The organism is Acidovorax sp. KPB24-07 (assembly GCF_057543315.1).
Window position 1 is genome coordinate 1 of sequence record NZ_BAAJYS010000097.1, and the last position, 12,874, is coordinate 12,874.

The 12,874-nt window shown below is 69.6% G+C and carries 10 protein-coding genes and 1 pseudogene; 4 read left to right on the top strand and 7 right to left on the bottom strand.

Annotated features, from left to right (window positions below; translation table 11 throughout):
- Positions 1-220 (bottom strand): Ada metal-binding domain-containing protein (locus AC27IQ_RS12250; protein WP_487089632.1); only part of this gene is annotated, 220 nt, incomplete at its 3' end.
- A 177-nt stretch (positions 221-397) separates the two neighbouring features.
- Between AC27IQ_RS12250 and AC27IQ_RS12255 the strand changes: the two genes are divergently transcribed.
- Positions 398-1,078: a DsbA family oxidoreductase gene (locus tag AC27IQ_RS12255; protein ID WP_487089633.1), complete on the top strand. Its 681-nt coding sequence runs from the start codon at positions 398-400 to the stop codon at positions 1,076-1,078.
- Positions 1,079-1,180: 102 nt separating this feature from the next.
- Here AC27IQ_RS12255 and AC27IQ_RS12260 read toward each other — a convergent pair whose 3' ends face one another.
- From AC27IQ_RS12260 to AC27IQ_RS12270, 3 genes are all read right to left on the bottom strand, one after another.
- Positions 1,181-1,684 (bottom strand): CreA family protein, encoded by a 504-nt coding sequence (locus AC27IQ_RS12260; protein ID WP_272567418.1) that lies wholly within the window; start codon positions 1,682-1,684, stop codon positions 1,181-1,183.
- Positions 1,681-4,254 carry a cyanophycin synthetase gene (gene cphA, locus AC27IQ_RS12265; RefSeq protein ID WP_487089634.1) on the bottom strand — a complete coding sequence of 858 codons (2,574 nt, stop codon included), beginning with the start codon at positions 4,252-4,254 and terminating at the stop codon, positions 1,681-1,683. The genes AC27IQ_RS12260 and cphA overlap by 4 nt, the downstream gene beginning before the upstream one ends.
- 71 nt (positions 4,255-4,325) lie before the next feature.
- Positions 4,326-6,530 carry a cyanophycin synthetase gene (locus AC27IQ_RS12270; protein WP_317352824.1) on the bottom strand — a complete coding sequence of 735 codons (2,205 nt, stop codon included), beginning with the start codon at positions 6,528-6,530 and terminating at the stop codon, positions 4,326-4,328.
- Between the two features lie 222 nt (positions 6,531-6,752).
- On the opposite strand from AC27IQ_RS12270, the gene AC27IQ_RS12275 reads away from it, so the two are divergent.
- The 3 genes from AC27IQ_RS12275 (at position 6,753) to AC27IQ_RS12285 (ending at position 10,279) form a co-directional block, all read left to right on the top strand.
- Positions 6,753-9,071, top strand: a complete 2,319-nt coding sequence (locus AC27IQ_RS12275; RefSeq protein WP_487089635.1) for a cyanophycin metabolism-associated ABC transporter — start codon at positions 6,753-6,755, stop codon at positions 9,069-9,071.
- A 23-nt stretch (positions 9,072-9,094) separates the two neighbouring features.
- Positions 9,095-9,634 carry a cyanophycin metabolism-associated DUF1854 family protein gene (locus AC27IQ_RS12280; RefSeq protein ID WP_487089636.1) on the top strand — a complete coding sequence of 180 codons (540 nt, stop codon included), beginning with the start codon at positions 9,095-9,097 and terminating at the stop codon, positions 9,632-9,634.
- Between the two features lie 213 nt (positions 9,635-9,847).
- The gene (locus AC27IQ_RS12285; RefSeq protein WP_284396393.1) at positions 9,848-10,279 is read left to right on the top strand and encodes a hypothetical protein; all 432 of its coding nucleotides are present in this window, start codon (positions 9,848-9,850) and stop codon (positions 10,277-10,279) included.
- Between the two features lie 109 nt (positions 10,280-10,388).
- Here AC27IQ_RS12285 and AC27IQ_RS12290 read toward each other — a convergent pair whose 3' ends face one another.
- The 3 genes and pseudogenes from AC27IQ_RS12290 to AC27IQ_RS12300 all read right to left on the bottom strand — a co-directional run.
- Positions 10,389-10,847 (bottom strand): EF-hand domain-containing protein, encoded by a 459-nt coding sequence (locus AC27IQ_RS12290; RefSeq protein ID WP_487089637.1) that lies wholly within the window; start codon positions 10,845-10,847, stop codon positions 10,389-10,391.
- 129 nt (positions 10,848-10,976) lie between these two features.
- A complete protein-coding gene (locus AC27IQ_RS12295) occupies positions 10,977-11,882 on the bottom strand; it encodes a 5'-nucleotidase (RefSeq protein ID WP_272551189.1) in 906 nt (301 codons plus the stop codon).
- A 38-nt stretch (positions 11,883-11,920) separates the two neighbouring features.
- A pseudogene (locus AC27IQ_RS12300) lies at positions 11,921-12,874 on the bottom strand (type II secretion system F family protein); the annotation flags it as partial.

The window sequence follows — 12,874 nt, forward strand, 5'->3', positions numbered from 1 at the left end:
TGGCATGGAAGTCCACGTTCTCCGGCCGGGCGGGCCGGGCGGCGCACGAGGGCCGGCAATACACGCCGGTGGTGCGGACCGAATAGACGAAGCGGCCATCGGCCTGGGCGTCCCGTGCCGCGACGGCGGCCCACCGGGGATCGGCCAGCGTGGCGGCGGCGCGCTGCGCCGCCGTGCAAATGGTGCGGGGGGTGGGACAGGAGTGGGGGCGGGAAGCCATGGCGTCGATTCCTCGTTCAATGGTAAGGGCCTGGCCTTGAATCTACGCACGGCGCGGCGGGCCCGCACCCCGGTTCTTGCGATCGCATTCGCAGGCCGCCGCGCAGTGCCCACAGGCGTGCACGGTCATGGAAGGCGGCCTAGCATCACGCGTTCGACCCTTTGCAATGGAGTTGCCATGACCACCCCCCCGGCCCCTGCCACCCCCGTCCCCCTCAAGATCGATTTCGTCTCCGACGTGTCCTGCCCCTGGTGCGCCATCGGGCTGCACGCGCTGGAGCAGGCCCTGGACCGGCTGGACGGCACGGTGGCGGCGCAGCTGCACTTCCAGCCGTTCGAGCTCAATCCCCAGATGGCGCCGGAAGGCCAGGACATCGCCGAGCACCTGGCCGAAAAATACGGTGCCACGCCCGAGCAGTCGCAGCGCAACCGCGAAGCCATCGCCGAACGCGGCGCCGCGCTGGGCTTCACGTTCGACATGGGGCAGCGCAGCCGCATCTACAACACGTTCGATGCGCACCGCCTGCTGCACTGGGCGGGCGAGGCGGGCGGCGAGGCTGCGCAGACGGCCCTGAAGCACGCACTGTTCAAGGCCTACTTCACCGATGGGCAGAGCCCGGGCGACCACGACGTGCTGGTGCGCGCGGCAGCCGGCGCCGGCCTGGATGCGGACCAGGCGCAGGCCGTGCTGGCCTCGGGCGAATACGCCGACGCGGTGCGCGAACGCGAGGCGTTCTACCAGCAGCACGGCATCCATTCGGTGCCGGCGGTCATCATCAACGACCGCCACCTCATCCAGGGCGGCCAGCCGCCCGAGGTGTTCGAGCAGGCGCTGCGCCAGATCGCCGGCGGCCAGTGATCCGGATCAGCTGTTTGCTATATAAATAATAGTAAAAGAGGCAATGAGTACTAGGGCGTGGAGGCGATTCGGCCACGAATCGCTTGGCCCGTGCCCCGTTGGTCACTTCTTGAGCGGAATCGGCGTGGCGCGGTCCACCGGCACGGCGGTCACCGCGTTCTGCGGCGAGCCTTCGATGAGCCGGTCGGAGTATGTCAGGTACACCAGCGTGTTGCGGGCCGGGTCCACCATCCGCACGATGCGCAGGCGCTTGAACAAAATGGAGATGCGTTCGCTGAACACCTCGTCCTGCTGCTTGAGTGGCGGCTTGGGGAACGCGATGGGCCCGGTCTGCCGGCAGGCGATGGAGGCCTCGGCCTTGTCCTCGGCCAGCCCGAGCGAGCCCTTGATGCCGCCGGTGCGGGCGCGCGACACGTAGCAGGTCACGCCCTGCACGGCCGGGTCGTCGTAGGCTTCCACGATGATGTCGTGGTCGCGGCCCAGGAGCTTGAACGCGGTGTCCACGGTGCCGATGGTCTCGGCCTGGGCGCACAGCGCGGCGGCGGCCAGCCCGAGTGCCAGCGCGGCACGGGGCAGGGCATTGGAGAGGCGGCGGGCGGCGGTCATGCGGCCACCTCCGCGCAGCGCTTGGCCAGGTGCGCCAGGGCTTCTTCCACCTGGTCCACCAGCACGAGGCACAGGTCGCCCGGCTGCAGCCGGTCCAGCGCCGAATCGATGGCGATGAACTCGCCGCGGATCTCCTCGATGTGCTTGGTGCGCGAGGCGCCCGCCAGGCCCTCGCGCAGCAGCGCCATCACCTCGCCGTCGGCACGGCCGCGCTGGGCCGCGTCCTGGTAGAGGATCACGTCGTCGAACGCCGCGCCCAGGATCACCGTCTGGTCGCGGATGTCCTCGTCGCGCCGGTCGCCCGCGCCGCTGATGACCACGCTGCGGCGGTTGCCCGGCAGCGCATCGACGGCGGCCACCAGGGCGCGCATCGCGTCCGGGTTGTGTCCGTAGTCGGCGATCACCGTGGCGCCCTTGAAATCCATCACGTTGAAGCGGCCGGGGGCGTTGTCGCTGTCGTTCACGAAGCCCGAGAGCCCGCGGCGGATGGTCTGCCATGGCAGGCCCGCGCCCCAGGCGGCGGCCACCGATGCCATGACGTTCTCGACCTGGAAACCGATCTTGCCGTTGCGCGTGATGGGCACGTCGCGCAGGTGGATGGTCTCGCGCCACGAGCCTTCGGCCGCGACGATGGACTCGCCGTCCATGTACACCGACCGGTGGCCCTGCGCGCGGTGCGTGGCCATCACCGGGTGGTGTCGGTCGCTGGCGAAGTAGATCACCTTGCCCGGCGTGGACGAGGCCATGGCCGCGACGATGGGGTCGGCCGCGTTGAGCACGGCGTAGCCGTCCGGCGCCACGTTCTGCACGATCACGCGCTTGAGCACGGCCAGGTCGTCCACCGTGGTGATGTAGTTCAGGCCCAGGTGGTCGCCGGCGCCGATGTTGGTCACCACGGCCACCTGGCAGCGGTCGAAGCCCAGGCCCTCGCGCAGGATGCCGCCGCGCGCGGTCTCGAACACGGCCGCATCCACCTCGGGGTGCAGCAGCACGTTGCGCGCGCTCTTGGGGCCGGAGCAGTCGCCGCTGTCGATCTGGCGGCCGTTCACGTACACGCCGTCGGTGTTGGTCATGCCCACGCGCAGGCCCTGGGCCGAGAACAGGTGCGCGATCAGGCGCGCGGTGGTGGTCTTGCCGTTGGTGCCGGTCACGGCCACCACGGGAATGCGCCCGTCCTGCCCGTTGGCGAAGAGCTTGTCCACCATGGCCTGGCCCACGTTGCGGGGCTTGCCGTAGCTGGGCGCCAGGTGCATGCGCAGGCCGGGCGCGGCGTTCACCTCGACGAAGCCGCCGCCTTGCACTTCCAGCGGCTGCAGCACGTTTTCGGCCACCATGTCCACGCCGCAGATGTGCAGGCCCACCATCTGGGCCGCGGCGATGGCGCGGGCCGCCACCTCGGGGTGCACGTCGTCCGTCACGTCGGTGGCGGTACCGCCGGTGGACAGGTTGGCGTTGTTGCGCAGGATCACGCGCTGGCCCTTGGCCGGCACGGCGTCGGGCGTGAGGCCCTGCATGGCCAGCCGCGCCACGGCGATGTCGTCCAGGCGGATCTTGGTGAGCGAGGTGGCGTGGCCCTCGCCGCGGCGCGGATCGAGGTTGACCAGGTGCACCAGCTCGCGCACGGTGCGCTCGCCGTCGCCCAGCACCTGCGGCGGCTCGCGGCGCGCGGCGGCCACCAACTGGTCGCCCACCACCAGGAGGCGGAAATCATGGCCCGGCAGGAAGCGCTCGACCATCACCGTGCCGTATTCGGCGGCGGCGCGGAAGGCCTCGTCGAGCTGCGAGCGCTCGGTGATGTTCACCGTCACGCCCTTGCCCTGGTTGCCGTCCTGGGGCTTGACCACCACGGGCAGGCCGACTTCCTGCGCGGCCTTCCAGGCATCGTCCACCGACTCGACCGGGCGGCCCAGCGGCACGGGCACGCCGGCGGCGTGCAGCAGGCGCTTGGTGAGGTCCTTGTCCTGCGCGATGGATTCGGCCACGGCGCTGGTCGAATCGACCTCGGCGGCCTGGATGCGGCGCTGCTTGGAACCCCAGCCGAACTGGACCAGGCTGCCCGATGTCAGCCGGCGCCACGGAATGCCGCGTGCCGCGGCGGCCTCGACGATGGAGCCGGTGCTGGGGCCCAGCCGTTCGTCCTCGTCCAGCTCGCGCAGGCGCGCCACGGCGGCCTCGGCGTCGAAGTGGCCGCCTTGCAGCGCGTCCTGGATCAGCGCCTGGGCATCCTCGAAGGCCTGCCGGCCCACGGCCTCTTCGCTGTACTCGACGACGACCTGGTACACGCCGCGGTCCACGGTGGCCGAGATGCGGCTGAAGCTGACGGGGCAGCCGGCCTGCGCCTGCAGCGCCAGGGCCGCGCCGCCCAGGACATGGGCCAGGGAGACATCGGCATCGCTGCCTTCGGGGTGCAGCACGCCCACGGCGGGAAACAGCGCGCGCAGCCGGGATTCGAAGCCATCGATCTGGCGCATGGCGAGTTCGGATTCGGCACAGGTCACCACGGCCTCGATGGCGGTGTGGCGGCTCCAGAGGTTGGGGCCGCGCAGGGCCCGGGTGCGGGATACGTCCATGGAAAAGCGTCTCTTTCTTGGGGTTGCCGGCGCGGGCGCCGGCTCGAGTCCATGCGGTCGTTGAAAGGGGTCTAGCGGGCCGGTGCGGCGCAGGGCAGCTCGGGCTCGAACGTCTTGATGCCCGCGCCGATCAGGTCCGGCGCGATGTCCAGCGCCCAGGCCGTTGCCACGATGGCCAGCAGGGTGTCGGGCTCGGTCTGCACGGCATTGCGGCCGAACGTCAGGTCGGCCAGTGCGCCGAGCACATGCTCGGCCGAGCCGGTGGCCAGCACCACCCGGCCTGCCTTCACGAAGACGGCGCGGCCGTTGTCCTGCGCGCGGTGCTCCGCGATCGCGGGCAGCGTGCCGTCCTGGGCGTACAGCACCACGGCGCCGTCCGACAGCGGGGCCAGCTCCAGCACCTGGGGCTCGGCGGCGTTCAGCACGGCGGCGCCGCCGGGCAGCACCACGTCGATCTGCGTGCGCAGCACCTTGAACATCTGGTCCTGCTCGAACACGTCGAACTCGGCCAGCCCGTCCTTGCCGTCCATGTCGGTCACCACGCCCACCTGGCAGCGGTCGTAGGCCAGGCCGTCGCGCAGGATGGTGCGGGCGTCGTTCTCGATCACGGCGGCCTGCACCATCTGGTTCATCAGCAGGCGGTGCGCGGCTTCCCAGTGGGCGCTGTCGGTGGTGTCCACGCAGCGGCGGTCCAGGAACAGACCCTCGCGGCAGGCCAGGCCCGTGTGGCGCCCGCCCAGGTGCATGAGCCAGCCCACCACGCGGGCGATGGTGCTGGTGCCGCGCGTGCCGGCCACGCCGACCAGCGGAATGCGGCCGATCGTGCCGTCGGCGTTTTCCTCAGCCGGGAACAGGTGCTCGGCAATCGCCTGGCCCACCGGGCGCGGCGCGCCGATGGCGGGCTTCAGGTGCATGAGCAGGCCGGGGCCGGCGTTCACCTCGACGATCGCGCCGCTCTGCTCCTGCAGCGGGCGGCCGATGTCGCGCGCCACGAGGTCGATGCCGGCGATGTCCAGGCCCACCACCTTGGCCGCCAGTGCGGCGATGTAGGCCACCTCGGGGTGCACTTCGTCGGTGCAGTCCACGGCCACGTTGCCGTTGCGCTGCACCACGACTTCGCGGCCGGCCTCGGGCACGGCCGTGGCGCTGAGGTCCTGGCGCTTGAGTTCGAGCTGCACGGCCACGTTGGTGTCCACCTGGATCAGCTCGAGCGGGTATTCCTCTTCGTAGCCGCGGCGCGGGTCGGAGTTGAGCTGCGTGTCGATCAGCTCCTGCACGGTGGATCGGCCGTTGCCGGTGATGCTCACCACCTCGCCGCGCGCGGCGGCCACGACCTTGCCGCCCACCACGAGCACCCGGTGCTCGTCGCCGGGGATGAAGCGCTCGACCATCACGTCGCTGCCCTCGGGGTAGGCCACGTGGTAGGCCGCCTCGATGTCGGCCTGCTTGCGCAGGTCCAGCGTCACGCCACGGCCATGGTTGCCGTCCGAGGGCTTGACGACCACCGGCAGGCCGATGTCCTGCGCGGCTTCCCAGGCCTCTTCGGGGCTGTTGACGACCTGGCCCTCGGGCACGGGCACGCCGCACGATTTGAGCAGGCTCTTGGTCAGGTCCTTGTCGCTGGCGATGCCTTCGGCGATGGCGCTGGTGAACTCGCTCTCGGCCGTCCAGATGCGGCGCTGCGAGGCGCCGTAGCCCAGTTGCACCAGGTTGCCGTCGTTCAGCCGGATGTGCGGAATGCCGCGGTCGGTCGCGGCGGTGACGATGCACGCGGTGCTGGGGCCGAGGTACTGGTCGTCCACCTCGGTGCGCACGCGCGCCACGGCGGCCTGCACGTCGAACGGGGTGTCATTGATGGCCGCCATGATGAGCTGGTGGCCCTGCTCGAGCGCCACGCGCGCCACGCGCTCGTCGCGCGCCCGGAACACCATGCGGTACACGCCGCGCTGCGAGGTGCTGCGCGTCTGCCCGAAGCCCGTGGGCATGCCTGACAGGTTGAGCAGCTCGATCACGATGTGCTCCAGCACGTGGCCGCACCAGGTGCCGCCCTCCAGCCGCTGCAGGAAGCCGCCGCGCTCGCCCACGCCGCAGTGGTGCTCGATGAGCGCCGGCAGCCAGGTGGTCAGGCGCTCGTTGAATCCCGGCAGGGCGTTGGACGGGTGGTCTTCGAGCGCGCCGAGATCCAGCCATACTTCGAGCACCGGACGGTAGGTCCAGATGTTGGGACCGCGCAGGTAGTTGATGCGCAGCAGTTGGATGTCATTGAATGTCGCCATGGAGTGCAGCGTAAAGGAAACTGCGGCCCGAAGCGGACCGATTTGCGGAAGGAGTGTCGGTCAATTGTGCGCCCACTCGGGGGTGGCCTAAAGGATGTCAGCGTGGCCCGTGGGGAAGGCGTTACATGCAGATGCCAAAGCGGCCTGTGGAGCATCGGGGAGAATGGGGACCAGAGCACGGGCTGGCTTCTCGGGCCGTCCAGGGCGGAAAAACCAACCAAAATGCAACATCAACATCCTGTGGACGCCTCGAGTGTCTTGAATGGCCCCGACGGGGCCGAATGGCGAGCCAGGCTCGCCCCCCACGAAAACGTGCTGGCCGCGCTGCAGGTTGACCTGAGCCCGGCCCTGCGCTTCGCGCCCGGCCTGCTGGTGCTGACCTCCCAGCGCCTGCTGTCGCGCACCGATGGCGGTGCCGTGCAGGAGTGGCCGCTGGCCGCCGGCATGGCCTTGCGCCTGTCCGACCATGGCGGTGTGGGGGCCCTGGAACTGCACGACACCGAGCGCCGCCTGGCGCTGTGGCGCTTCACCCTCGGCGCGCACCCCCAGGCCCTGCGCATGCTGCAGAAGTTCGACCAGCGCCTGGCCGCGCTGGGCATGCCGCACGATGCCAAGGTCGAGTCCGAGCCCGCGGACGAGGCCCGCTGCGAGGTCTGCCACACCGCGCTGCCGCCCGACACCGAGGAGTGCCCTGCCTGCGCCCGCGCGCCGGCCCCGCAGACCTCCACCTGGGTGCTGCTGCGCCTGTGGCGCTTCGCCCGGCCGTACCGCAAGCAACTGGCGACGGGCTTCGGGCTCACGCTCGCCTCCACTGCGGCCACCCTGGTGCCGCCGTACCTCACGATTCCCCTGATGGATGACATCCTCATCCCCTACCAGAACGGCCAGCAGATTCCGGTGCACCTCGTGGGGCTGTACCTGGGCGGCCTGCTGCTGTCGGCGCTGCTGGCCTGGGGGCTGGGCTGGGCGCGCACCTACATCCTGGCGCTGGTGTCCGAGCGCATCGGCGCGGACCTGCGCACCACCACCTACGAGCACCTGCTGCGCCTGTCGCTCGACTATTTCGGCGGCAAGCGCACCGGCGACCTGATGGCGCGCATCGGCTCGGAGACGGACCGCATCAACGTCTTCCTGTCGCTGCACGCCCTCGACTTCATGACCGACGTGCTCATGATCCTGATGACGGCGGCCATCCTGTTTTCGATCAACCCCTGGCTGGCGCTGGTCACGCTGGTGCCGCTGCCGTTCATCGCCTGGCTGATCCACAACGTGCGCGACCGCCTGCGCACCGGTTTCGAGAAGATCGACCGCGTGTGGTCCGAGGTCACCAACGTGCTGGCCGACACCATTCCCGGCATCCGCGTGGTGAAGGCCTTCGCGCAGGAAAAGCGCGAGGCGCAGCGCTTTCGAGATGCCAACCAGCACAACCTGGAGGTGAACGACCGGCTCAACAAGACCTGGTCGCTGTTCACGCCCACGGTCTCGCTGATGACCGAGATCGGCCTGCTCATCGTCTGGGGCTTCGGCATCTGGCTGGTGGCGCACAACCAGATCACCGTCGGGGTGCTGGCGGCGTTCATCGCCTACATCGGGCGCTTCTATACCCGGCTCGACTCCATGAGCCGCATCGTCTCGGTCACGCAGAAGGCCGCGGCCGGCGCCAAGCGCATCTTCGACATCCTGGACCACGTGAGCAACGTGCCCGATCCGGTGCAGCCGGTGACCATGGAGCGCGTCGAGGGCGCCATCGCGATGCGCAACGTGGGCTTTCGCTATGGCAGCCGCTCGGTCATCAAGGGGCTGAACCTGGATATCCGGCCGGGCGAGATGATCGGCCTGGTGGGCCACAGCGGTTCGGGCAAGAGCACGCTGGTCAACCTGATCAGCCGCTTCTACGACGTGACCGAGGGCTCGATCCAGGTCGATGGCGTGGATGTGCGCCGGCTGCGCGTGGCCGACTACCGCCGGCACATCGGGCTGGTGCTGCAGGAGCCGTTCCTGTTCTTCGGCACCATCGCCGAGAACATCGCCTACGGCAAGCCCGAGGCCACGCGCGCCGAGATCGTGGCGGCCGCGCGCGCCGCCCACGCGCACGAATTCATCCTGCGCCTGCCCCAGGGCTACGACTCGCTGGTGGGCGAGCGCGGCCAGGGCCTGTCGGGCGGGGAGCGCCAGCGCATCAGCATCGCTCGCGCGCTGCTGATCGACCCGCGCATCCTGATCCTGGACGAGGCCACCTCGGCCGTGGACACCGAGACCGAGAAGGAAATCCAGAAGGCGCTCGATAACCTGGTGCAGGGTCGCACCACCATCGCCATCGCCCACCGCCTGTCCACGCTGCGCAAGGCCGACCGCCTGGTGGTCATGGACCGGGGCGAGGTGGTCGAGGTCGGCCCGCACGACGCCCTGATGGAAAAGCAGGGCGCCTACTGGCGCCTCTACGAAGCCCAGGCCCGCCGGGCCGAGGAGGACGCCGAGGCGTCGGGCCTCGTCATCGACAGCGCGTTGCTGCATCCCGCCCATCCCGCGGGCAACTCCTGATCCTTGAAAGAGAGCGCACGCCCATGACTGCTTCGCCTTCTCCTTTTTCCGCAACCGCGTCCACCGCGGCCGCCGTCCCTGCCACCGCTTCGGCCGTGGCCGGCATCCGCCTGCAGCGCAACGCCCACGGCCGCTTGGTGCTCACCCAGGCCGGCGGCGCAGAGCACGCCGAAGTGGTGCCGGTGAGGGCTTTTCCCATCGCCGCGCCGGCCGAGGGCATCTCCCTGGTCGGGGCGGACGGCCATGAACTGCAGTGGATCGAGCACCTGGACCACCTGCCTGCCGCCGCCCGGGCGCTGGTCGAGGAAGACCTTCACGCCCGCGAATTCGTGCCGATCCTGCAGAGGCTGGTCAGTGTCTCGGGGTTTTCCACCCCCAGCACCTGGGTGGTGGAGACGGACCGCGGCCCCGCGCAGCTGGTGCTCAAGGCCGAGGAGGACATCCGCCGGCTGGGCGGGCGCACCACCTTGCTGATCGCCTCGGCCGACGGCGTGCAGTTCCGCGTGCCCGATGTGGCGGCGCTGGACAAATCCTCGCGCCGGCTGCTGGAGCGTTTTCTATAGCACCCCGGCCGCGCCGGGCATGAGCCGGCGGCGGTTGCTACTACCCTGCCTTGCGGCGTGGCGGGGCACAGGCGTGGCCAAGGGATAGGGGTAAACCCTGATTTTTGCCTTGATCCTTTAAAAAGGCCTTAATTTCCCTTTCTTTTTGCCGTTATGAAATACGACGAGGGATGAATTCCCCTTGCCGCTCCACTTTCACGAACGGACCCCGCCATGCAAATGCCACCTGTTGACCGATCGCCGAGCTGGCGTCCCCAGGGCGCCGATTTGTATTCCACGGGGGCCTCCGGCGCGGTTCCTGTCCGGCCCATCCATGCGGCCAACCCCGTCGAGTCAATGGACCGGCTGGGCGAGGGCGCCATCGTGCGAGAGCCGGACAAGCCGTCCGACCCGGACACGCGCAACCGCGACTGGACCGAGGTCAAGAAGAAGGACACGGTCGAAGAGAAACAGGAGCCGCCGCCGGAGCCCATCTACAAGCAGCTGCTCGAGTTCATCCAGTCGATGTGGCGCGCCAGCGGCAGCGCCGTCGAGATGGCGCAGGAGCTCAACAAGACCCCGCTGCAGGAGCGCCTGGCCCAGGAGGCCAAGGACGAGCCCCTCACCTATGCCGACCCCAAGGTCAAGCGAACGGGCGGGCTGTAAGGCGATTTGCTCTTAAATCAATAGCAGAATGCCCTAGTACTGATTGTGCTGGAGGCCGTTTTGGCTATAAAACGACGAGTCCGGTGGCGGTGGCGGTAGCGAGCGGCGGCTAGGGCTTGGCCGCGCTGGCCGCACCGCCTGCCGCGCTGGCCGGGGTTTTCGCTTCCTCGGCCCGGGCGCGGTCGCGTTCGGCCCGGTACTTGGCGGCGAACGCCCGCACTTCCTCGTACGACACGAAACCGTCGTGGTTGGTATCGGCGTCGTCGAACGCGTTGGCCAGGCGTGGGAACAGCGCCACTTCCGAGCGGCTCAGCTTGCCGTCGCCATTGAAGTCCAGCATCTTGAATTCCTTTTGCGCCTTGATTTCGCCCTTGCTCAGGGGCTCGCTCGCCTTGGCCTGGGGCGTGGCGGCCGGGGGCGTCGCGGCGACGGCGCTGAAGGCCAGGCCGATGGCGAGCAGGGAAAACAGCGCGATGGCACGCAGGGCGGCCGCACCGGGCTGGACCGGCGCCGCCGCGGCGCGGGCGGCATGGACACGGGACGGCAGGGGAGCGGCAGGGGTGTTCATTCGGGGCATGGTGTCACAGATGGTGGGGCCGGCGGGTTTTTGCAATCGGGGGCGGCAGGGTTTCACCGGCGGTTGCAAAGGTTTGCGCTTCTTTGCCTTTCGATGGCGGGGTGGCTGCGCCCACCGCCTTCAACCGGGGTTGGAGATGCCGCTGTTCACGTGGCCCGAGGGCACGTGCCGCGCCGCCGACGTGACGTGGCCGGTCTGGTCGTCGAAGAAGAAATCAGGCTCGAACTCGCGCAGGAACCCGCCCTTGTCCAGCCCACCCAGGAACATGGCCTCGTCCACGGCGATGTTCCAGTTCATGAGCGTCTGGATGGCGCGTTCGTGCGCTGGCGCGCTGCGGGCGGTGACCAGGGCCGTGCGCAGGCGCATGCCCGACGAACTGCCCGCCGCTTGCTGAAGTCGGTGCAGCGCGGCCAGCAGCGGCTTGAAGGGGCCGTCGGGCAGCGGCTGCGCGGCCTTGTCGGTCTCGTGGCGCTGAAAGGCGGCCAGCCCCTGCGCCTGGTACACGCGCTCGGCCTCGTCGGAGAACAGCACGGCGTCGCCGTCGAAGGCGATGCGCACCTCGTGCGGATTGGCGTGGCTGGCCTGCACCGATTCAGTCAGCACGCGCGCGGCCGGGTAGCCCAGCTGCAGGGCCTGGCGCACGTCGGCCTCGTTGGCGGACAGGAACAGGTGCGCGCCCAGCGGCCGCAGGTAGCGGAACGGGTCGCGCCCCTGCGTGAACACGCCGCGCTCCAGCGGGACATGCGCGGCGCTGGCCGAACGGAAGATGCGCATGCCGCTCACCGGGTCGTTGCGCGACAGCACCACCACCTCCACGCGCTGGTGGCCGGGCTCGTTGAAGGCCAGCAGCTTCTTGACCAGCGAGAACGCCACGCCGGGGCGCGCGGGCGTGTCCAGCCGGTCGAGCTGCAGCTGCATGTAGGTCTGCGGCTGCAGCGGATCGAACAGGCGGTTTTCCTCCTCGAAATCGAACAGCGCGCGCGAGGAGATGGCGACGACGAGCTTGTCGTCCAGGGTCATGGCCATGGAGGGCTCCGGCGGCGGCGGGAAGGCAGGCCGGTCATTTATTTGACGAACTGGTTGAGCTGGATGATGGGCATGAGCACGGCCAGCACGATCAGCATGACGATGAGCCCCATGGCGACGATGAGCAGGGGCTCCAGGATGGTGGCCAGCTGCAGCGCCCGGCGCTGCACCTCGGTGGACAGCTGCGTGGCCGCGCGCTGCAGCATCACGGGCAACTGGCCGGTCTGCTCGCCCAGGCGCGCGAACATGGCGACCAGGCCGGGAAAGCGTTTTTTTCTGCGCCATGGCCGAGGCCAGCGGTGCGCCCTCGCGCACCAGCACCAGCGCGTCGAGCGCGTCGGCGCGCATGGCGCGGTTGTTCAGCGTCTCGGCGGCGGCCTGCAGCGCCCGCAGGATGGGCACGCCAGCGCCCGCCAGCATGGCCAGCGTGCCGGCGAAGCGCGCCGCGTTGTAGCCGCGCGCGAGCTTGCCCACCAGCGGCAGGGTCAGCCAAACGGCATCGAATTTTTCGCGAAAACGCGGCTGCGCTAGGGCATACCTTGCCCCGAATGCTATGAAAATAATAGCGATCAGCGCTGCCCAGCCGTAGTGGCGCACCGCGTCGCTGATGGCGAGCATGGCCACGGTCAGAAAGGGCAGGGCGCGCTTGGTGCCGGCGAACACGGCCGCCACCTGGGCACGACATAGCCCACCAGGAACAGCACGATGACGATGGCCACCAGGGTGACGATGGCGGGGTACAGCGCCGCGCCGATCAGCTTGGCCTTGAGCGCCTGCCGGTCCTCCAGGTCGTCCGCCAGGCGCTCCAGCACCAGGCCGAGGTTGCCGCTGTGCTCGCCGGCGCCGATCACGGCGCAGTAGATGGCCGAGAACTCGCGCGGGTGGGCGCCCAGGGCGCGGGCGAAGGTGGAGCCGGCGTTCACCTCGGCGCGCAGGGTGGCCACGAGGTGGCGCTGGCGCTCGTCGTCGGCCTCGTCGGCCAGGGCGGTGAG